Raw genomic sequence first — 21759 nt, 5'->3', positions numbered from 1 at the left:
ATATCTTTTACAGACCCGATTTTTACAAAATTTTAGGGCCTGCCAAATTGTCATAATTGTTTTATGTGCTATCTTTGCTGCCCTCCCGCAAGTATCGGGAAGCATGTGGCATGGAAAAGACAATACGCGAAGAACAGCAGGGTACTGCCCTTGAGTTGAGGGGAAAAGACAACAACAAACGCAAACTCTACATAGAGAGTTACGGGTGTCAGATGAACTTTTCCGACAGTGAGATAGTGGCATCCATCCTGGGACAGGAAGGCTTTAACACGACCCAGGAAATGGAAGAAGCAGACCTGATCCTGGTAAATACCTGTTCCATCAGGGAAAAGGCGGAACTAACCGTACGCAAGCGACTTGAAAAATTCAATGCTGTAAAGCGAGAAAAACCCAACCTGAAAGTAGGTGTGCTGGGATGCATGGCCGAGCGCCTCAAGAGCCAGTTGCTGGAAGAAGAGCAGATCGTAGATATGGTAGTGGGCCCGGACGCTTACAAAGACCTGCCCAACCTGGTGCGGGAAGTGGACGAGGGCCAGCAGGCCGTAAACGTGATCCTGTCAAAAGAAGAGACCTATGGGGATGTGGCGCCGGTGCGGCTGAACTCAAATGGGGTAACCGCTTTTGTATCCATTACAAGGGGCTGTGACAATATGTGTACCTTTTGTGTAGTGCCCTTTACCCGGGGGCGGGAACGCAGCAGGGACCCTCAGTCTATTTTGCAGGAGGTGGGACAGCTTTGGGAAAAGGGATTTAAGGAGGTTACCCTCCTGGGCCAGAATGTAGATAGTTATTTGTGGTACGGGGGCGGCCTGAAAAAAGATTTTGAAAAAGCCAGTGCCATTCAGCAGGCTACCGCGGTTAACTTTGCCAATTTACTGGAACAGGTTGCCACGGCTTATCCGAAAATGCGTATTCGCTTTTCAACCTCCAACCCACAGGACATGACGGTTGATGTGATCGAAAGCATGGCCCGCCACCGCAATATCTGCAATTATATCCACCTGCCAGTCCAAAGTGGCAGCGACCGGATATTGAAAGCCATGAACAGGCTGCATACCCGTGAGGAATATATGGCCCTTATAGATACTATTCGGGACCTAATCCCCGATTGTGGAATCAGCCAGGATATGATTGCCGGTTTTCCAACGGAAACCGAAGAAGACCATCAGCAAACCCTGAGCCTGATGGAATATGTCAAATACGATTTCGGCTTTATGTTTGCCTATTCACAGCGCCCCGGAACCCTTGCAGCCCGTAAACTGGAAGACGACATCCCGGAGCCCGTGAAAAAAAGGCGGCTGCGCGAAATTATCGAACTGCAGCAGCAACACAGCCGCCTGAGGAACCAGCAACACCTCGGGAAGGTGGAGGAAGTTTTGATTGAAGGGACTTCCAAAAAATCTGACGCCCAGTGGATGGGCCGAAATACCCAGAATACGGTGGTGGTATTTCCAAAAGAACAGTACAAAGTAGGAGATTTCGTAATGGTTGAAATCCATGAGTGCACCTCGGCAACGCTTATCGGGAAAGCAGTCGGTTATTCTCAAAATATGTAATCCATGGAGCAGGTACAAGCCATAAAACAGCGTTTTGAGATTATCGGGAATGATACACACCTGAACCGCGCCCTTGAAAAAGCTATTCAGGTAGCCCCCACAGATATTTCGGTTTTAGTAACCGGAGAAAGCGGGGTCGGAAAAGAAGCCGTACCCAAGATCATCCATTCGCTTTCCCACCGAAAACACGCCAAATACATAGCGGTCAACTGCGGGGCCATTCCGGAAGGAACCATAGACAGCGAATTATTCGGGCATGAAAAAGGGGCCTTTACCGGGGCAACCCAAACCCGCAGCGGGTATTTTGAGGTGGCAGATGGCGGAACGATTTTTCTGGACGAGGTGGGGGAACTTCCACTTACCACCCAGGTTCGGCTGTTGCGCGTGCTGGAAAACGGGGAATTCCTGAAAGTCGGATCTTCCCAGGTACAAAAGACCAATGTGCGTATTGTGGCCGCCACCAATATAAATATGCTGGAAGCCATCCGTAAGGAAAAATTCCGGGAAGATTTGTTCTACCGTTTAAGCACAGTAGAAATCCATATCCCTGCCCTGAGGGAGCGGCGGGAAGACATTCATTTGCTGTTCCGGAAGTTCGCCTCGGACTTCGGCCAGAAATACAAAATGCCCACCATCCGCCTGGAAGACGATGCCATTTTGCTCCTGCAACAGTACCGCTGGCCCGGGAACATCCGTCAGCTTCGCAATGTAGCGGAACAAATCTCTGTACTGGAAAAAGAGCGGTCCATCTCAGCGGAAACACTCCGTTCCTACCTTCCCAATGCAGGAAGCCCGAACCTCCCAGCCGTAATTGAAAAAGGCCGGAAGGAAGGGGATTTCAGCAATGAACGCGAAATACTGTACAAGGTCCTGTTCGATATGAAATCGGACCTGAATGACCTGAAAAAACTCACCCTGGAAATGCTGAAGCATGAAGACAGTGAAAAGGTTCAGGAGGAAAATGAAAACCTGATCCGCAAAATTTACGGGGATGATGATGAGGCAACTGAGGAGCAGCCGGAAGTGGCTGTTTTACCGGCAGCCCCTTCCAATAAGGAAATCCGGGTGCCCCAGTCCCCGGTAGTGGAAGACAAGTACCACTTTGCAGAAGAAATCGAAGAAGAAGAAACCCTATCTTTACAGGAGAAGGAAGTGGAACTGATTGCAAAGTCCCTGGAGCGCAACAAGGGAAAACGAAAGGCCGCTGCCGCCGAACTGGGGATATCGGAACGCACCCTGTATCGAAAAATCAAACAGTACGACCTCTGATATGAGTTTAAAAAGAGTGGCCTTAAATCGAAAAGCCTTTTCCCTGTTTGCTGCACTGTTGCTCTGCAGTTGCGGGGTTTATAATTTTACGGGAGGGGATGTTGGCACCGCTAAAACCTTCCAGGTAAATTATTTCCAGAACTATGCCAGCCAGACCCCCGGCTCTGTATTTGACCCCGGCCTTGACAGGGATTTTACCCTGGCCCTGCAAGACCTGATCAACAGCCAGACCAGCCTGGACCTGGTGGGGACCAACGGGGACCTCCTCTACGAGGGGGAAATTGTGGAATACAGGATATCCCCCATGACGGCCACCGCACAACAACGGGCAGCACAAAACAGGCTTACCATAGCCGTGAATGTTCGGTTTTACAACAATACCAAGGAGGATGTAAATTTCGAGCAGCGCTTTTCGTTTTTCTACGATTATCCGGCCACTTCCCAATTGGCAGCGGTTCGCGATGAGGCCCATCTGGCTATTTTTGAGCGTATCCTCCAGGATATTTTTAACAAATCCCTTGCAGACTGGTAAGCCTATGAAAGTAAGTGACTTCACAAACCTGCTGCAAACACCTGAAAAGGTAAACAGCCCTTTGCTGGTAAAGCAGCTGGAGGAAGTTGCGCATTCCTATCCCTACTTTCAGGCCGCACGGGCCCTGCACCTTAAAGGTCTGAAAAACCTGAACAGCTACAAATACAATCAGGCGCTGAAATATACAGCTGCCTGTACCGCAGACCGGGAAGTACTTTTCGATTTTATCACTTCTGAAAATTTTCTGCAGAACAGCATTGCCGATGCCATTTCCGGGAAACAGTCCCTGGAGGAACAGGAAACTTTTGCAGAGGAAGTGGGCCCGAGCCCGGATACCGACACGAGCCTGGTTGAACAGGAAGAAGACAGCCCGCTGCCGAGATCCAGCAAGGAGGCAGACCAGATCCTGGACCCGAAACTGTTCCGTTCCAAAGACCCCAGTATAGATGTATCTATTGAAGCTTCGCGTAAGGCGGCAGAAAAGGAATTACAGCTGGGAAAACCGCTGGAGTTTACCAAATCCGAACGGCATTCCTTTACCGAATGGCTGCAGTTAACCAGTTTTAAAAAAGAACCCCAGAAGGAAAGCGGGAAACCGGCTGCCACTCCCGAATCAAAAGACCTTCCGGCAACCGGAACTACTTCCCGAAAACGCAAATTTGAACTGATCGACAAGTTTATAGAGGAGAATCCGAAAATTAGTCCGGACTCCAAAAACGTTGCCGAAGTCAACATAAAAGAATCGCTGCAGCTGGATAAAAGCGAGCTGATGACCGAAACGCTGGCGCGGGTTTATCTCGAGCAGGGAAAATTTAAAAAAGCCGTACAGGCCTACCGAATTTTAAGTTTGAAATATCCGGAAAAAAGTGGTTTCTTTGCGGACCAAATTAAAGCCGTGGAAAAGCTCCGGCAAGATAAACCGAATAAAAAGAAATGAGCACATTTTCAATATTCCTGATCCTGATCATAGTAGTTTGTTTGCTGCTGATGCTGGTGGTAATGGTTCAAAATCCTAAAGGTGGAGGGCTGTCTTCCTCTTTTGGAGGTGGCGGAAACCAGGTAGTAGGCGGGGTTAAAAAAACAGGGGATTTCCTGGATAAAAGTACCTGGACCCTTGCATCTCTGCTTATCGTTCTGATCCTGCTTTCCAATGTTGCCCTTAAGAGCAACTTTCAGGAAGCGGAATCCAAATTATTACAGCAGGATGATATCGAAAACGTTCCTGAAGTTCTGGACGAAATTCCCGAAGAAACCCCTGCACCTCAAAACGGCAGCCCGGTAGACACACTTCAGTAAATAACATTGAGAAAAAACTTATGAATGCCAGCTTTTGTGACAAGCTGGCATTTTTGTTTAACAAACTGTCAGGTTTTATGACTTGGCACAATTTCTGTCTTTTGAATCGCGAAACTTTAATATCCAATAAAATCAATCAATATGGCTAAAGTAAATATCAAACCATTGGCAGATAGGGTTCTTATCGAACCAATGGCTGCCGAAACCAAAACGGCATCGGGAATATATATCCCGGATACGGCTAAGGAGAAACCTCAGAAAGGAAAGGTTGTTGCCGTAGGACCAGGAACCAAAGATGAGAAGATGACTGTGAAGGTTGGTGATACGGTCCTGTACGGAAAATATTCCGGGACTGAATTAAAACTGGATGGCGGAGACTATCTGATGATGCGGGAAAGCGATATCCTGGCTATCATATAAAGACACCTCAAAATTATTCTGGCCGGAAACTAAGCCGGCTGTAAAAACTAAAAAACTCAAGTGAAATTATGGCAAAAGAAATAACTTTTGATATTGAAGCACGTGACGGCCTGAAAAGGGGTGTAGACGCCCTGGCGAATGCCGTTAAGGTAACCTTAGGGCCAAAGGGACGTAACGTAATCGTCAGCAAATCCTTTGGAGCCCCGGTAGTAACCAAAGACGGGGTTACAGTGGCTAAGGAAATTGAATTAGCAGATGCTCTTGAAAACATGGGCGCCCAGATGGTTAAAGAAGTTGCCTCCAAGACCAACGACCTGGCCGGAGACGGGACTACTACTGCAACTGTACTGGCGCAGGCAATCGTAAAAGAAGGCCTGAAGAACGTAGCGGCAGGCGCCAACCCAATGGACCTGAAGCGCGGAATTGACAAGGCTGTTGAAGCTATAGTAGAGAACCTGTCTAGCCAGTCTAAGAAAGTCGGCGATTCTTCAGAAAAGATAAAGCAAGTTGCCTCTATCTCTGCCAACAACGATGAAACCATCGGGGAGTTGATAGCAGAAGCCTTCAACAAGGTTGGAAAAGAAGGGGTGATCACTGTGGAAGAAGCTAAAGGTACGGACACCTATGTGGATGTGGTTGAAGGAATGCAGTTTGACCGCGGATACCTCTCGCCTTATTTTGTAACCAATTCAGAAAAAATGGTTGCAGATCTGGAGAATCCGTATATCCTGATCTTTGACAAGAAGATTTCTACCATGAAAGACCTGTTGCCGGTTCTTGAACCTGTAGCCCAGTCCGGAAAGCCCCTTTTGATCATCGCAGAAGATGTTGATGGGGAAGCCCTGGCCACCCTGGTAGTAAACAAACTAAGGGGAAGCCTTAAGATCGCAGCCGTAAAAGCACCCGGATTTGGTGATCGCAGAAAAGCCATGCTGGAAGATATTGCTATCCTGACCGGAGGTACAGTAATTTCAGAAGAGCGTGGATTCTCCCTGGAGAACGCCACCCTGGATATGCTGGGAACCTGCGAAAAAGTGAGTATCGACAAAGACAATACAACTATCGTAAACGGGGCTGGTGCCGCCAAGGACATCAAAACCCGAGTTAACCAGATCAAGGCGCAGATCGAGACTACCACCTCAGACTACGACAAGGAAAAACTTCAGGAGCGCCTGGCCAAACTGGCCGGAGGTGTTGCTGTTCTCTATGTGGGGGCTGCATCCGAAGTGGAAATGAAGGAGAAAAAGGACAGGGTAGACGATGCACTGCATGCCACCCGTGCCGCTGTGGAAGAAGGCATTGTTGCCGGAGGGGGTGTTGCCCTGGTACGTGCAAAGAAAGTGCTCTCCAAGGTGAGTGTGGAAAATGCCGATGAGGAAACCGGTCTTCAAATTGTGGCCCGCGCCATTGAATCCCCACTGCGTACCATCGTGGAAAATGCAGGAGGTGAAGGATCGGTGGTAGTTGCCAAGGTACACGAAGGCAAAGGGGATTTCGGATTTGATGCGAAATCAGAGACCTACGTAGACATGATGAAGGCAGGTATCATTGACCCGAAAAAGGTAACCCGTATAGCCCTTGAAAATGCAGCTTCTGTTGCCGGGATGATCCTGACCACAGAATGTGCCCTTACTGAAATCAAAGAGGACAATCCTCCAGCCGGCCCACCAATGGGCGGGGGTGGAATGCCCGGAATGATGTAATACGGCTTACGTGTATTAATAGATAAACCGGCAGGGCTTCCTGCCGGTTTTTTGTTTTTTAATATTAGTCGAAAGCAGTAAGAGTTTTGTACCTTTTGACCCTTAATAATATCAGCATGCTATCGAAACTGAAAACGGATGTGACTTCCATCCTTAAGGACCCAGAGCTACCGTCTAATGAACGCCTGCAGGGTATTTGCGAATTGCTCCGGGAAAATATTTCCTATTACAACTGGGTAGGTTTCTACTTCAGGAACGGAGACAAAGAGGAGCTTAAACTGGGGCCATATGCCGGAGCCCCCACAGACCATACCATCATCCCTTTTGGCAAAGGGATATGCGGGCAGGTTGCCCTGAGCAACCAGAACTTTGTAGTCCCCGATGTGGCGGCACAGGACAACTATATCGCCTGCAGCATTGACGTGAAAGCTGAAATTGTGGTTCCCATCTTTGTAAATGGTCAGAATATCGGACAGATAGATATCGATTCACACCATCCGGACCCCTTTACAAAAGAAGACGAGGAGTTTCTTGAATTTATCTGCGCTGAGGTAAGTAATATTCTTTAAAACTTTCGGGCTATTGTTGATAACCCACCCGGAATTTTTTGCTTAAATAAAGTACATTTGCTTGCCTGAACCCTATCAAACAAGCAATTATGAGTACCCAGAAAAAGGCGAAATCCGCCCTTATCTCCGTTTTTCACAAAGACGGGCTTGAGCCCATTGTCCGTAAACTCCATGAGCTGGGTATAGCCCTGTACTCCACCGGTGGCACGGAAGCCTTTATTCGAAAACTGGATATTCCGGTTATCCCTGTGGAAAGCGTTACGGGTTACCCGTCTATCCTGGGGGGAAGGGTAAAAACACTGCACCCAAAAGTTTTCGGGGGCATTCTGAGCAGGAGGGACCTTAAGGATGACAGGGCACAATTGCGGGAATATGAAATCCCCGAACTGGATATTGTTATAGTAGACCTCTACCCCTTTGAAAAAACAGTGGCCGAAGGTGCCGGGGAGCAGGAAATCATTGAAAAGATCGACATAGGGGGAATCTCGCTGATTCGCGCTGCAGCAAAGAACTATAAAGATGTACTCTGTGTGGCCACCATGCAGGACTACGGAAAACTGCTGGAATTACTTGAAAAAGGAAATGGGGAAAGCTCCCTGGAAGACCGGCAGGGCTTTGCAGCCAATGCCTTTAACGTTTCTTCACACTACGATGCGGCAATTTTCAATTATTTTAACCGCAAGGCCGGGATCCCGGCCCTGAAAATAAGCGAGCCCGGAGGGCGAAGCCTCAGGTATGGAGAGAACCCGCACCAAAAGGGTATTTTTTACGGAGATTTTGATGCCCTCTTTGAGCAGTTGCACGGCAAGGAGCTCTCTTACAATAACCTGCTGGACATAGACGCAGCGGTTAACCTGATGCAGGAATTTGCCGGAGACGACCCCACATTTGCCATCTTAAAGCACAACAATGCCTGTGGCCTTGCCACCCGCTCCAGCCTGTCTGAAGCCTATACCGACGCCCTGGCCGGAGATCCGGTATCTGCCTTCGGGGGCATCCTGATCTGTAACCGCACCATGGATGCCGAAACTGCTGCCAAGATACACGAGCTGTTCTGCGAAGTAGTCATAGCACCTGCTTTCGAGGCCGATGCCCTTGAAATCCTCAAAGGGAAAAAGAACCGTATCCTGCTCGTTCAAAAACCAACAGAGCTTCCAAAAGACCAGATCCGGACCTGCCTGAACGGAATCCTGTATCAGGACAAAGACCTTAAGACAGATTCAGAGGAAGACCTGAATTACGCAACTGAAAAGCGTCCCGATAAACGGGAACTGGAAGACCTGCTTTTTGCATCTAAACTTTGCAAGCACACCAAATCCAATACCATTGTCCTGGCCAAAAACAAACAGCTCTGTGCCAGTGGGACGGGTCAGACATCCAGGGTGGATGCACTAAACCAGGCAATACACAAAGCCGGGAGCTTTAATTTTGACCTGGACGGGGCCGTTATGGCCAGCGATGCTTTTTTCCCTTTTCCGGATTGTGTGGAGATTGCCCATGGCAGTGGAATAAGTGCTGTCATACAACCGGGAGGCTCTATCAAAGACCAATTGAGCATTGATTTCTGCAATGAAAACGGAATTGCAATGATACTCACCGGCACCCGTCATTTTAAGCATTAATTTTACTACTTTTGTCGATAAATTTTACCCGTTTAACGGGAAACAAACGAATAACCAATGGGATTTTTTGATTTCTTGACTGAGGAAATTGCCATCGACCTGGGAACGGCGAATACCCTCATTATCCACGACGATAAGGTTGTTGTGGACAGCCCCTCCATAGTAGCACGCGACCGGATCAGCGGGAAGATTATCGCTGTTGGCCGGGAGGCCAATATGATGCAGGGGAAAACACACGAGAATATCAAAACCATCCGACCGCTCAAAGACGGTGTAATTGCAGATTTCGATGCCTCCGAGAAGATGATCAATATGTTCATCAAAAATATCCCTGCCCTTAAGAAAAAATGGTTTCCCCCTGCATTGCGCATGGTAATCTGTATTCCTTCGGGAATAACGGAAGTGGAAATGCGGGCTGTTAAGGAGTCTGCCGAGCGCGTTAATGGCAAAGAAGTCTATCTGATACATGAGCCCATGGCGGCTGCCATAGGGATCGGCCTGGACATCATGCAGCCCAAAGGGAATATGATTGTTGACATAGGGGGCGGTACCACGGAAATTGCGGTGATCGCACTAGGTGGGATTGTCTGTGACAAATCCGTAAAGATCGCAGGGGATGTTTTCACCAATGATATCATTTACTACATGCGAACCCAGCACAACCTTTATGTTGGGGAAAGCACTGCAGAAAATATTAAGATCCAGATCGGTTCAGCTACTGAGGACCTTCAATCGCCTCCGGATGAAATGTCCGTTCAGGGTCGGGACCTGCTAACCGGTAAACCCAAACAGGTTTCTATTTCTTATCTGGAGATAGCCAAGGCCCTGGATAAGTCTATACTCCGGGTGGAGGACGCCGTTATGGAAACACTCAGCCAGACCCCGCCTGAACTGGCAGCAGACATATACAACACAGGGATTTACCTTGCCGGCGGAGGGTCTATGCTTAGAGGGTTAGACAGAAGGCTTTCCCAAAAAACAGACCTGCCTGTTTATATTGCGGAAGATCCGTTGCGGGCTGTAGTAAGGGGTACCGGTATTGCGCTGAAAAACCTGGAGCGTTACAAGAGTATCCTGATAAAATAATTTCGTTTTCAGCTAACCGGCAAGCTGCCGGCTGAAATAATAGGGCAAGCGCATGCAACGCATTATAAATTTTATTCTCCGGTATAAAACTAGCCTGCTGTACGCTTTCCTGATGTTCCTCTCCCTTATCCTTACTGTTCAAAGCCACAGTTACCACCAGGCGCGTTACTTTAATTCTGCAAACTGGCTGAGCGGCAACATTTATGACGCTTCTTTCTCCGTCAGCGGCTATTTTAACCTCAAAGAAGAAAACAAAAAGTTGCTGGAAGAGAATAAACGCCTCCGCACACGGCTGTTCAACAAGGAATTCAAAGAAAGTACAGCCCTGGATAGCAGCGCTTTGGATTATGTTGTAATGCGGGCACAAATAATCAAAAACAGCTATTCCAAACCCAACAACTACATTACCCTGAACCGCGGAAAAAATGACAGCATTCAACAGGATATGGGGGTGATTACCTCCAAAGGCATACTGGGTATTGTGGAAAAAAGCAGTGCCAACTACGCCTCTGTGCAAAGTATCCTCAATTCAAAATCGAATATCAACGCCAAAATAAAGAATACCAATTATTTTGGTTCCCTGGTGTGGAATCAGGAAGATTACCAGCTGGTTCAGCTGGAAGACATCCCCAGGCTGGTCCCGCTGCAAATCGGAGACACCATAGTAACAGGAGCCATGTCGAGCATTTTTCCGGAAGGCATCCCCATTGGGGCAATAGATAATTTTGAACTCAAGGAGTCTGCCAGTTTCTACAATATTGATGTAAGGTTGTTTAACGACATGACCAACCTTAAGGAAGTTTACATCATCAAAAACCGCAATCGGGAAGAAATCCTGCAACTTGAATCTGAAGTAGCCAATGACGAGTAACTATTTCATAGGTGCCATTCGCTTTATTGCGCTGCTGCTAGCTCAGGTGCTTATTTTTAATAACCTGAACATCTTCGGTTTCATCAACCCGATGATCTATATCATCTTCTTTTACTGGTACCCGGTAAAGGAAAACCGAACCCTGTTGCTGGGTATTGCTTTTGCGCTGGGCTTTAGCATTGATCTTTTCTCAGATACAATGGCCATGCATACCGCTGCATCCCTTACGACAGCTTACCTCAGACCTGCGCTGATGCGTTTTGTTTTCGGGGTAAACCTGGAGTTTCAGAATTTCAGGTTATCCAATTCCACCCGTGTACAACAAATCACCTTTTTGGCGTTATTAATACTGGTACACCACCTCGTATTCTTTGTGCTTGAAATTTTTAGTTTCTCTAATTTGCTATTAATTTTGAAAAGGGTACTTTTTACAGGGCTAAGCACTTTTATTTTTACCATTTTGCTGACCTCCCTATTCGCCGTTCGCAAAGAATAGTTTTAAAGAATTACAAGACAGGGGATCCTTGGGCCCCCTGTTCTGTCTGAACCGGAAAATTAGATGAAAAAGCTAGTATTGTCTTCTATCATTATCCTGATTGGGATAACCTTCATCGGAAGGTTGTCCTATTTGCAGCTTTTCCGGTCCTCCGCAAATCAAATCCTGGAAGACCCTGCCATTAAGGTAGTTTATGATTATCCGGAACGGGGCTACATTTACGACCGTAACGGAGAGCTGCTGGTGGCAAACCAGCCGGCCTACGATGTTATGGTAATCCCCAGGGAGGTAAAGCCCCTGGACACCCTGGAATTTTGCTCCCTGCTGGGAATCTCCAAAGAACGCTTTATTTCCCAATTGAAAAAAGCCAGGGTTTATTCCCCCCGGCTGCCATCGGTACTGGTTCCGCAACTTTCCAAGGAAGACTATGCCGGGCTTCAGGAAAAAATGAGGAAGTACAAAGGGTTTTATATTGAGAAACGCTCCCTCAGGGATTACAACACCCCTGCTGCCGCAAATGTACTGGGCTATATCAGCGAGGTAAATGAGTGGGACCTGGAACGAAACCCCTACTATGAACAGGGAGAGCTTACCGGCCGTACCGGGATCGAAAAGCAGTACGAAGAAGAACTCAGGGGAAGGAAAGGGGTTAAAGTTATTCAAAAAGACCGCTTTAACCGGGATATCGGCCCTTATAAAAACGGGACCCTGGATACGCTTCCGGAACCCGGTAAGGAAATACAACTAAGCCTCGACAAGGACCTGCAGGAATACGGGGAACGGCTAATGAACGGCAAGCGCGGAGGGATTGTAGCCATTGAGCCCGCAACGGGGGAAATCCTGGCCATGATCTCCGGCCCCACCTATAACCCTGCTTTGCTGGTGGGTCGGGAACGCTCAAAAAATTACAGCAAACTGCATTACGATACCATCTCAAAACCCACCTGGGACCGCTCAATCCTGGCCGAGCCCTCCCCGGGATCCCCTTTTAAAACTCTGAATGCCCTGGTGGCGCTGCAGGAAGGGGTAATCAGCCCGGAAACTACTTTTCGCTGCTATAACGGCTTTTATGTTGGAAACAAAAAAAGGGGCTGTCATTGCGGGGGCGGACTGAGAACCATGAACAGTGGAATTTACAAGTCCTGCAATGCCTATTTTGCGGGCACCTTCCGAAAATTCTACGAAAAATACCCAACTACGGACGAAGGCATGGATGTGTGGGAAAAGCACATGAAAAGCTTTGGCCTTGGCGACTATCTTGGCTACGATTTACCAACCGGTCGCAAGGGCAGGGTCCCCAATACCGAATACTACGACGGCGTTTACGGAGACGGGCGCTGGTCTTCCACCTACATTATATCCAATGCCATCGGGCAGGGAGAAGTGGCTGCCACCCCAATTCAACTGGCGAATATGACAGCAGCCATTGCGAACCGGGGTTATTATTACACCCCTCATTTTATTAAGAAAATAGGGGAGGAAGAGATCAGGGATCCCCGATATACCCAAAAAAAATACACCACCATCAACCCACAGCACTTTGATCCTGTCATTCAGGGAATGGCAGATGTTTATGAAAAAGGGACGGCAAAATGGCTGCAGGTGCGGGATGTTTCCATAGCGGGGAAGACTGGTACGGTTGAGAATTACACCCGAATTGACGGGGTTCGTACCCAACTGACAGACCATTCCATTTTTGTTGCCTTTGCCCCTGTAGACAATCCTAAAATTGCCCTGGCGGTGTACATTGAGCACGGCTATTACGGTGCCCGCTATGCCGGACACATTGCATCTCTGCTTATTGAAAAGTATATCAAAGGTGAGATCAGCCGAAAAGATCTTGAAAAGCGAATGCTGGAGAAAACACTGGAGCACGAATATGCGAAACCTTACAGTGGGGAAGAATTCAAGATAAACGAATATGTCTGGTAGCAATGTCCTCAGGCGGGTCGATTGGCTGACTGTTTTGCTTTACCTTGTCCTGGTAGGAATAGGTTGGTTAAACATCTATTCAAGCACCTTTAACGACGAGGCTTCGACCGTAATCGATTTTGGCGAGCGCTACGGCAAACAACTAGTCTTTATTCTTATTTCATTTGCAGCCATCATCCTGATCATGGCATTGGAAGCCAGTTTTTATGAACGTTTTTCCAGTGTTTTATATGTAGCCTCCATATTGCTCTTATTAGGGCTTTTTGTGTTTGGCAAGACCATAGCCGGAGCCACTTCCTGGTACGACCTCGGGTTTTTTAACCTGCAGCCTTCCGAATTGGCCAAAACAGCTACGGCCCTGGCCCTGGCCAAATACCTAAGTGACATTCAGACCGATATTAAGCAGCGAAGGGATCAGCTATTTGCCCTTGCCATTATTATTATTCCTGCGCTCCTGGTGGTGCCGCAACCGGATCCCGGAAGCGCCCTTGTATTTTTCGCATTGATCTTTGTGCTTTTCAGGGAAGGGCTTCCACTCTGGTATTTGGGAATAGCCCTGTTTGCTATACTGGTTTTCGCTTTAACCCTGATGTTTGGAACCGTCTGGGTTGGCATAGGGCTGGCGCTGCTAATAGGAATATTCCTGATGGTGAAACGAGCCTCCCTGAAAGTCAGGGTTTTGCCGCTTATTGCCATATATGCCCTGGCGATTTTATTTTCACTTTCCGTCAATTTTGTATTTGAAAATGTTTTTGAGCAGCGCCATCGCGATAGGTTCAGCCTGTGGCTGCGCCTTGAGAAAGATCCCGAAAAGCTTGAGCAAATACGCAAAACTATTGGATACAATACCTATCAGTCCGAAAAAGCGATCGAGGCCGGAGGAGCATGGGGCAAAGGATTCCTCGAGGGGACCCGTACAAAGGGAGATTTTGTCCCCGAACAGGATACTGATTATATCTTTACAACCATTGGCGAGGAGTGGGGCTTTATTGGTACGGCCGGGGTGGTTATTCTCTTCACAGCCTTACTGATGCGCCTGGTGATCCTATCTGAACGCCAGAAGAACCAATTTAGCAGAATGTACGGCTACGGGGTGATCTCTATTCTACTGGTGCATTATTTTATCAATATTGGAATGGTAATTGGCTTATTGCCAACCATAGGCATACCGCTGCCTTTTATCAGTTATGGAGGATCCGGGCTACTCGGTTTTACACTATTGTTGTTTATTTTCCTGAGGCTGGACGCCAACCGGCTGAATGAGTGGATCTAAAATTCCCAGTTTCCATGGGCTATCTTGCTTTCAAGGCGTTTCTGCAGAGTTTCCGGAAATTGTCGATAAAAATCAATTCCCGACAGGGACTCCAGTTCGTCTATGCTGACCATAAAAGCCTCCAGGGGCTCCTCAGAGGGCTGATTGGGAATTAAAAATGCAATAAGAGCTATCTCCGTTCCTTCTCCCCTGAAAACGAGTTTATAAAAATACTCGGGGACACTTACTGCTTCCTCTCCGATTGAATTAAGGCCACCCGAAAGGACGCCTCCTGTAATCACATAGAGCTTTCCGTATTTTTTACACCATCTCCTTACCTGCATTTCTAGGCGGTTCCATACGCCAGAATTAAAGTCCGGATGCTGCGGACTGATGTTACTGGTATAAAAGGTTTGGTTATAGGCCCATTCAGAAAAGCGACGGTCCCCTGCTGGGCAAAGATGCCCTCTGTTAAAATCAGACCCCCGATAATTCCACCAAGCCGCAGAACGCGTGGGAACCTTAGGGTCTTCAACGTAATAGGGACGTTTTCTTCGGGCCCTGGAAAGATGATCAGGTTGCAGGGTATAGGCTACCCAGGCTGCCTGTTCATGGGGTTCGCTATAGGCAAGGGAATAAAAGTCGTGGTGCACGATTTGTCCGCCTTCAAATTCGGGAAGATACAATTCCGGGAAAAAGGCAGTAGTGCCAGTGGTTTCAGCACTGCGAAAAGGATCCGGGCGGTAGTACTGCTCAAAGAGCCAGAACCCCAGAATACACAATGCAAGGAGCAATGAGTAAATGATTCTATTTTTGCGGAACCGGCCTGATGACATGCCGCAAATTTAAAGTAAATTCGCCTTAATTACCGATGACTTTCATGTAAGTCTGAGGACGAAACAACGACTGAAGGATCAGTAAGTAAGAACAGCCTTAATACCTATAAAAAGATTTAGCTAATATGCCTTCATTAAACTGGAATGACATCATCAGATACGCCAACAATGGCAGTCCGGAACCGGACCGGCGCGTAGAGAAAACCGAGGAACAATGGCGAGAGCAACTTTCCGCCGAGGCATTCCGGGTGACCCGCCAGCACGGTACGGAAGCCCCGCATACCGGAGCCCATTGCAGCACCTACGACCCTGGTATTTACGGTTGCGTTTGCTGTGGCACCCCCCTGTTCGATTCGCGGATCAAATTTGATTCGGGGACCGGATGGCCCAGCTTTACCGAACCTGTAAGGGAAAATGTTATCCGGTATCGGAAAGATACCTCCTTCGGGATGATACGGGTCGAAACCCTGTGCAACACCTGCGATGCGCATTTGGGCCATGTATTCCCTGACGGGCCGCCTCCAAGCGGTTTGCGCTTTTGTATAAATTCTGCGGCCCTGAGCCTGGATACCACGGAACAAAATGTATCCTGAGGTTATGGAAACTGCAACCCTGGGCGGAGGGTGTTTTTGGTGTACCGAGGCAGTTGTACAGCGTCTTAAGGGCGTAGTTGAAGTTGCGTCGGGCTATAGTGGCGGGAATGTTCCCGGAAGGCCTACCTACAGGGAAATATGCTCAGGGCGAACCGGGCATGCCGAGGTCATTCGGGTGACTTTTGACCCGGATGTCATTTCATTCAGGGATTTGCTGATTATTTTTATGACCACGCATGATCCTACCAGCCTGAACCGGCAGGGAGCAGATGTTGGAACCCAATACCGTTCTGTGATTTTTTACCACAATGACCGGCAAAAACAAATTGCCGAAGCCGTTATCGGGGAATTACAGCCTTATTACGAGCAACCCATCGTCACGGAAGTGAGCCCCCTGATCAATTATTACGAGGCAGAGGCAGACCATCAGAATTACTACAACCAGCATAAAACCCAGGGGTATTGCCAGTTTGTAATAGACCCCAAACTGCAAAAACTGCGGCAGGCTTACAGCGAGTTTTTAGCTGACTGATTTATTAGCAATGAAAAATTACTGTCAAAAAAAAAATCCCGGGAATTACCCGGGATTTTTTTATAACTATTTTCTGTTCTCCAGCCGGCTGGCCAGTTTATCCTTTTTGAAGTTGTTGAGCTTCAGATCTTCCAGCACATTTATGGCTTCTTCCACATACACATCCTTGGCCAGGTTATTATGCCAGCGATTGCGTTTTTCGCGAAGGACTGAATCTTGTGTAAACAGTTCTTTTTCGTATTGCAATGAACTGAAGGTCAACTTGGAGTCATAAGTCATATTAGACTTGAAGTACTGAGACTTTTCCTTGTTTCGCTGCTCCCGCTCCCTGTACAAATCATAGTTTAGGGGAACTGCTGTTTGCTCCTGCTGTTCTTTAAGCCATCTGGCATTCTCCTCTATAAGCGCAATCTGAGGATGAACTTTCATCCGGGCGCTGCTCTTGGCGATGGTAGCTTCATAATCGATATAGCCGTCCCATGGCTCATAGTCCGCCGGGCTGATCTTATCCCATTGCAGGGGGTTCTGCTGGTCCCTTTCCCCAAGGTCTATATAGCTGTAGCGGTCCGGGACAACCACATCACTCTTTACACCTTCCAACTGGGTAGACCCCCCGTTGATTCGGTAAAATTTCTGGGTGGTAAGTTTTATAGCTCCTAAATCCCCGTATTCATTGCTTCTTACAATATTTTCCAATGGGATTACATTCTGAACGGTTCCCTTCCCGAAAGTCTGCTTGCTTCCAATCACTACAGCTCTCTTGTAATCCTGCATAGCTGCCGCAAGGATTTCTGAAGCCGATGCGGACAACTCATTTACCAGAATTACCAATGGGCCATCCCATTGTATCCTTTCATCCAGGTCCTCATAAATTTCCTTGTCGCGGGCAGATGAACGCACCTGTACTACCGGTCCGTCTTTGATAAAAAGTCCGGCCATTTCAACAACCGTTTTCAGCGATCCGCCTCCATTGTCCCTGAGGTCCAGTACCAGACCCTGCATTCCTTCGCTCTTCAGCCTTTCAATTTCCCTGGCTACATCCGAGGCAGCATTTCGGTTGGTATAATCGTTAAAATCCACATAGAACTTCGGCAAATTAATCAGTCCGAATTTTTGATTCCCCTTGATTACTGTTGCCGACTTGGCAAAGGATTCCTCCAGCTCCACAACATCCCGTGTCAGGGAGATTTCCTCGACAGTCCCGTCTACCCTTCTTACAGTGAGGTCTACCACAGTACCTTTGGGTCCTTTGATAAGTTTGATGGCATCATCCAGGCGCATTCCTACTATGTTAACAGGAGGCTCACCTGCCTGCCCTACCTTCAGGATTTCATCTCCTACTTCCAGTCGCTGGTCTCTCCAAACCGGACCTCCTGAAATGATTTCCACGATTTTGGCTCCTTCAGGCTTTTTCTGCAAACGGGCGCCAATCCCTTCAAATTTCCCGGACATGCTAACATCGAACCGTTCTTTGTCTTCCGGGGCGAAATAATAGGTATGCGGATCAAATTCATCCACTATGGTATTGAGGTATTGTACAAACCAGTCTTTACGCTCCAGGTCATCCACAAAATCAAAAAATTCATCCAGGGTCTTTCGGGTAGATTCCCTGGCTGCCATTTCTGCCTCTTCGGGCGTCAGGGCTTCAGCCTTATTATCCGAAGATTTACTCAGGCTGAGTTTGGAATCATAGGTTCCTATGGTAGCGTACTTCAATTGTATTCTCCATCGCTCCTTTAATTCAGCAATTGAACCAGCGTATCCCTGTTTTTCATAATCCACTTTGATACTTTCCTCAACGTTGAAGTCAAAAGGAGTGTCCAGTACTTCGTCATAGATCTTCCTGGCATCTCCCATGCGTTGCATAAGGCGTTCGTATACCAGGTTGAAGAAGCTAATATCGGTATTCTTAATCTGGTCGTCTAATTGAAATTTATATTGTTCAAATTCAAAAATGTCAGACTCCAGGAAGTAGCGCTTGGTGGGGTCCAGTACGTCTATAAAATCTTCATAAACGCTTACGGAAAAATCATCATTGATATCTTTGGGTTCATAATGCCCTCTTTCCAGTACGTAGGTAATTAAATCCAGAAGTAGTTTGTCCTTGTCATCTGTCTCAAAAGAGCTGCTTCTGAAACTGCAGGAAGCCACTGCGATTAGGAGGACTAAACATGCTAACACAAAATTCCTTTTCATGTATATCTTTTTTGCCGCCGCAGGAATATCTGAGCCTGCGTCTATTAGTTTGTGATTCAACTCCCTAAGATACTGAAAAAACCATGCCAGTCTGGGCGGTCCCCATTAATTTTTTGTTAAAGCAGGGGCGGGAGCGCTATTTATGAAAAACGTATTTTTGTACGATAAAGTATACCGGATGTCGAAACCCCTGATATTAGTTACAAATGATGATGGAATTACAGCCCCGGGGCTCAGGCACCTGATTCGCTACATGAAAGAAATCGGGGATGTGGTTGTGGTGGCTCCGGACAGTCCTCAATCCGGTATGGGCCATGCCATTACCCTGGACAACACGCTCTACTCCAAGAAGGTTGTAATAGACCGGAACGAAGGGGCCCCTGAGGAATACAGCTGCAGTGGCACCCCTGCCGACTGTGTAAAACTTGCCCTGCAGGAATTACTCCCCAAAAAACCGGATATCTGCGTCAGCGGCATCAACCACGGGTCAAACGCTTCCATAAACGTAATTTACTCGGGTACCATGAGTGCAGCCATTGAAGCCGGTATTGAAGGTGTTCCGGCTATCGGCTTTTCCCTCTGCGACTATTCCTGGGAAGCGAATTTCAGCCCGGCAGAAGCCGCAATCAAACAAATTACCAGGGAAGCACTCCGCAATGGGATGCCCAGGGGGGTAGTTCTCAACGTCAATATTCCAAAAACGGAAGCCGGCGGCATCAAAGGGGTGAAAGTCTGCAGGCAGGCCCGTGCAAACTGGAAGGAAAAATTTGACAAAAGGACTAATCCCATGGGCAAGGATTATTACTGGCTGACCGGGGAATTCGAATTGCTGGATAAAGGGGAAGATACAGATGAATGGGCCCTGAGCCAGAACTACGTGGCAGTGGTCCCCACTCAGTTTGACCTGACCGCCCACCATTTCATTCAAGATGTAAATAACTGGATTCTCAATGAATAGAAATAAAGAAGTGCTGATAGGGTTTATAGTGGGCCTGATCGCCAATACTATAGGAGTATTATTATACATCCTCCTGTTTTCGGATCTGGGCATTATCGAGACCTATCAGGCCGCAGTAGAACAGGGCTATGTGGGAAGTTTGCTTGCCCTGGGGGCCATCCTTAACCTGATAGCCTTTTTCGCCTTTCTGAAAATTCGGCGGGATTACCGGGCCAGAGGCGTATTAATGGCTACTGTCCTGACCGCATTGATCATATTGTTTTACAAACTCAGTTAAGGTGAAATACTATCTGATAGCCGGAGAAGCATCGGGCGACCTGCACGGTTCCAACCTGATCAAAGCGCTGCATAGGGAAGATCCGGATGCCACTATCCGTTGCTGGGGAGGTGACCTGATGGAAAAGGCCGGGGCAACGCTTGTCAGACATTATAAAACCCTCTCTTTTATGGGGTTCCTGGAGGTTCTGGCCAATATCCCCGCCATCCTTAAAAACATCGCATTCTGTAAGAAAGACATTCAGGCCTTTCAACCGGATGCCCTTATTTTTATAGATTTCTCCGGCTTTAATTTGCGGATTGCCTCCTGGGCCAGGAAGCAGGGTTTTAAAACACATTATTACATTTCGCCCCAGGTATGGGCTTCACGGGAAGGCAGGATAAAGAAAATTAAACGCGATATAGATGCCATGTACGTCATCCTGCCCTTCGAAAAAGCTTTTTATGAAGAAAAGCACCGTTTTCCAGTGCATTTTGTGGGCCACCCGCTTATCGATGCCATGGATGGCCTGGTTTCGCCAAAGGGGGAAGAATTCAGAAACCGGCATGATCTGGATCCGGGTAAACCCATAGTTGCCCTTTTACCGGGAAGCCGCAAACAAGAAGTGGATAAAATCCTGTCCATTATGATTGAAGTTACTGCCGCCTTTCCAGACTATCAGTTTGCAATTGCCGGAGCCCCGAGCCTGGACCCCGAATATTACCATCCCTTTTTAGAAAATAAGCAGGTAAATCTGGTAATGGGGGAAACCTACCACCTGCTGCAGCTCTCTACCGCGGCCCTGGTTACCAGTGGAACGGCAACCCTGGAGACAGCCCTGCTCGAAATCCCCCAGGTAGTCTGCTATAAAGGAAGTTGGATTTCCTATCAGATAGCCAAACGGATCATAACACTTAAGTATATTTCTCTGGTGAACCTGATTATGGACCGGGAAGTAGTTCGGGAACTGATTCAAAAAGACCTGAACCCGCAGCTGCTGACAACCGAACTCAGAAAAATCCTGGAGGGACCCGGGCGTAAAAAGCAACTGGAAGCCTACCAGAGCCTGCGCGAAAAACTGGGAGGAGCAGGTGCCAGTAAGAACGCTGCCAAACTGATCGTAAATTTCAGCCGGCAGTCTTAGTTTGCATCCAGATAGAACAGCTGAGGCCCAATCCAATTTTTAATTTTTATATAATTTAGCAGTAGCTTCAGCGTTAGAAATTTGTATGAGGTACCTCCTTCCCATTCTGACTCTTGCCCTGCTTCTGGCCAGCTGCGGAAGTAAAAAAAGAACCTATAGTGCTACCCGCAGCCCGGAAGTAACCACAGACTCTATTACAGTACTTGCAAACTCCGGTCCTGAGAAAAATATCGAGCCGGATATTGGGGAACCCCGCGGTAAAATTGAAGCGGTTATCAAAACAGCCCTTACTTTTGCAGGGGTGCGCTACCGATATGGAGGCACTACCCGTAAAGGGATGGATTGCTCAGGCCTACTGTATACTTCTTTTATGGAACACAATCTGCCCTTACCCAGGACTTCAAAATTAATGGCTCAGGAAGGTCGCAAAATAGTGGAAGGAAAGATACGGAAGGGCGATTTGCTTTTTTTTAAAACCGGAAGGCGAAATAACAAGATCAACCATGTAGGCATGGTTGTGGATGTAAACGGGAAAGAGATTAGGTTTATCCACTCTACTACTTCCCGTGGTGTAATCGTTTCCAGCCTGGATGAAGGGTATTGGAATTACGCCTTTGTAAAGGCGACCCGGATATTCTGA

Annotated in this window: 22 protein-coding genes; 20 read left to right on the top strand and 2 right to left on the bottom strand. The window is 47.7% G+C overall.

Annotated features, from left to right (window positions below):
* Window positions 1–110 precede the first annotated feature (110 nt).
* The 14 genes from miaB (at window position 111) to rodA (ending at window position 14625) form a co-directional block, all read left to right on the top strand.
* Window positions 111–1556, top strand: coding sequence for a tRNA (N6-isopentenyl adenosine(37)-C2)-methylthiotransferase MiaB (miaB, locus tag ACT6NU_RS08600; RefSeq protein WP_445381268.1), 1446 nt, complete (start codon window positions 111–113; stop codon window positions 1554–1556).
* Between the two features lie 3 nt (window positions 1557–1559).
* Window positions 1560–2825 (top strand): sigma-54 interaction domain-containing protein, encoded by a 1266-nt coding sequence (locus ACT6NU_RS08595; protein ID WP_445381267.1) that lies wholly within the window; start codon window positions 1560–1562, stop codon window positions 2823–2825.
* A gap of 1 nt (window position 2826) precedes the next feature.
* Window positions 2827–3357, top strand: a complete 531-nt coding sequence (locus tag ACT6NU_RS08590; RefSeq protein WP_445381266.1) for an LptE family protein — start codon at window positions 2827–2829, stop codon at window positions 3355–3357.
* A 4-nt stretch (window positions 3358–3361) separates the two neighbouring features.
* Window positions 3362–4294, top strand: coding sequence for a hypothetical protein (locus ACT6NU_RS08585; RefSeq protein WP_445381265.1), 933 nt, complete (start codon window positions 3362–3364; stop codon window positions 4292–4294).
* Window positions 4291–4653: a preprotein translocase subunit SecG gene (gene secG / locus ACT6NU_RS08580; protein ID WP_445381264.1), complete on the top strand. Its 363-nt coding sequence runs from the start codon at window positions 4291–4293 to the stop codon at window positions 4651–4653. The genes ACT6NU_RS08585 and secG overlap by 4 nt, the downstream gene beginning before the upstream one ends.
* Window positions 4654–4794: 141 nt before the next feature.
* Window positions 4795–5073: a co-chaperone GroES gene (locus ACT6NU_RS08575; RefSeq protein ID WP_445381263.1), complete on the top strand. Its 279-nt coding sequence runs from the start codon at window positions 4795–4797 to the stop codon at window positions 5071–5073.
* A gap of 68 nt (window positions 5074–5141) precedes the next feature.
* Complete coding sequence (gene groL, locus ACT6NU_RS08570) at window positions 5142–6776, top strand: chaperonin GroEL (protein ID WP_445381262.1); 1635 nt, start codon at window positions 5142–5144, stop codon at window positions 6774–6776.
* 116 nt (window positions 6777–6892) lie between these two features.
* Window positions 6893–7345 carry a GAF domain-containing protein gene (locus ACT6NU_RS08565; RefSeq protein WP_445381261.1) on the top strand — a complete coding sequence of 151 codons (453 nt, stop codon included), beginning with the start codon at window positions 6893–6895 and terminating at the stop codon, window positions 7343–7345.
* Between the two features lie 89 nt (window positions 7346–7434).
* Window positions 7435–8967 (top strand): bifunctional phosphoribosylaminoimidazolecarboxamide formyltransferase/IMP cyclohydrolase, encoded by a 1533-nt coding sequence (purH, locus tag ACT6NU_RS08560; protein WP_445381260.1) that lies wholly within the window; start codon window positions 7435–7437, stop codon window positions 8965–8967.
* Window positions 8968–9024: 57 nt separating this feature from the next.
* Complete coding sequence (locus tag ACT6NU_RS08555) at window positions 9025–10053, top strand: rod shape-determining protein (protein ID WP_445381259.1); 1029 nt, start codon at window positions 9025–9027, stop codon at window positions 10051–10053.
* Window positions 10054–10105: 52 nt separating this feature from the next.
* Window positions 10106–10924, top strand: coding sequence for a rod shape-determining protein MreC (gene mreC, locus ACT6NU_RS08550; RefSeq protein WP_445381258.1), 819 nt, complete (start codon window positions 10106–10108; stop codon window positions 10922–10924).
* Complete coding sequence (locus ACT6NU_RS08545; protein WP_445381257.1) at window positions 10914–11420, top strand: rod shape-determining protein MreD; 507 nt, start codon at window positions 10914–10916, stop codon at window positions 11418–11420. The genes mreC and ACT6NU_RS08545 overlap by 11 nt, the downstream gene beginning before the upstream one ends.
* Window positions 11421–11483: 63 nt before the next feature.
* Window positions 11484–13352, top strand: a complete 1869-nt coding sequence (mrdA, locus tag ACT6NU_RS08540) for a penicillin-binding protein 2 (protein ID WP_445381256.1) — start codon at window positions 11484–11486, stop codon at window positions 13350–13352.
* Window positions 13342–14625, top strand: a complete 1284-nt coding sequence (rodA, locus tag ACT6NU_RS08535) for a rod shape-determining protein RodA (RefSeq protein WP_445381255.1) — start codon at window positions 13342–13344, stop codon at window positions 14623–14625. The genes mrdA and rodA overlap by 11 nt, the downstream gene beginning before the upstream one ends.
* Here rodA and ACT6NU_RS08530 read toward each other — a convergent pair.
* The gene (locus ACT6NU_RS08530) at window positions 14622–15440 is read right to left on the bottom strand and encodes a DNA/RNA non-specific endonuclease (protein WP_445381254.1); all 819 of its coding nucleotides are present in this window, start codon (window positions 15438–15440) and stop codon (window positions 14622–14624) included. The genes rodA and ACT6NU_RS08530 overlap by 4 nt on opposite strands.
* Before the next feature lie 125 nt (window positions 15441–15565).
* Between ACT6NU_RS08530 and msrB the strand changes: the two genes are divergently transcribed.
* Together msrB and msrA are read left to right on the top strand one after the other, a co-directional pair.
* Window positions 15566–16033 (top strand): peptide-methionine (R)-S-oxide reductase MsrB, encoded by a 468-nt coding sequence (msrB, locus tag ACT6NU_RS08525; RefSeq protein WP_445381253.1) that lies wholly within the window; start codon window positions 15566–15568, stop codon window positions 16031–16033.
* A gap of 4 nt (window positions 16034–16037) precedes the next feature.
* Window positions 16038–16565 carry a peptide-methionine (S)-S-oxide reductase MsrA gene (gene msrA / locus ACT6NU_RS08520; RefSeq protein ID WP_445381252.1) on the top strand — a complete coding sequence of 176 codons (528 nt, stop codon included), beginning with the start codon at window positions 16038–16040 and terminating at the stop codon, window positions 16563–16565.
* 66 nt (window positions 16566–16631) lie between these two features.
* Here msrA and ACT6NU_RS08515 read toward each other — a convergent pair whose 3' ends face one another.
* Window positions 16632–18761: a carboxy terminal-processing peptidase gene (locus ACT6NU_RS08515; RefSeq protein ID WP_445381251.1), complete on the bottom strand. Its 2130-nt coding sequence runs from the start codon at window positions 18759–18761 to the stop codon at window positions 16632–16634.
* A 178-nt stretch (window positions 18762–18939) separates the two neighbouring features.
* Between ACT6NU_RS08515 and surE the strand changes: the two genes are divergently transcribed.
* The 4 genes from surE to ACT6NU_RS08495 all read left to right on the top strand — a co-directional run bounded on the left by surE (window position 18940) and on the right by ACT6NU_RS08495 (window position 21759).
* Window positions 18940–19719 (top strand): 5'/3'-nucleotidase SurE, encoded by a 780-nt coding sequence (surE, locus tag ACT6NU_RS08510; RefSeq protein ID WP_445383846.1) that lies wholly within the window; start codon window positions 18940–18942, stop codon window positions 19717–19719.
* Window positions 19712–19996, top strand: a complete 285-nt coding sequence (locus tag ACT6NU_RS08505) for a hypothetical protein (protein ID WP_445381250.1) — start codon at window positions 19712–19714, stop codon at window positions 19994–19996. Before surE ends, ACT6NU_RS08505 begins: the two co-directional genes overlap by 8 nt.
* 1 nt (window position 19997) lies before the next feature.
* Window positions 19998–21119, top strand: coding sequence for a lipid-A-disaccharide synthase (gene lpxB / locus ACT6NU_RS08500; protein ID WP_445381249.1), 1122 nt, complete (start codon window positions 19998–20000; stop codon window positions 21117–21119).
* Between the two features lie 85 nt (window positions 21120–21204).
* Entirely contained in the window at window positions 21205–21759 is a 555-nt protein-coding gene (locus ACT6NU_RS08495) for a C40 family peptidase (RefSeq protein ID WP_445381248.1), read from the top strand.

The organism is Robiginitalea rubriflava (genome assembly GCF_052540725.1).
Note: the sequence above shows the minus strand (reverse complement) of the source record. Positions and strands in the feature narration are given on the sequence as shown.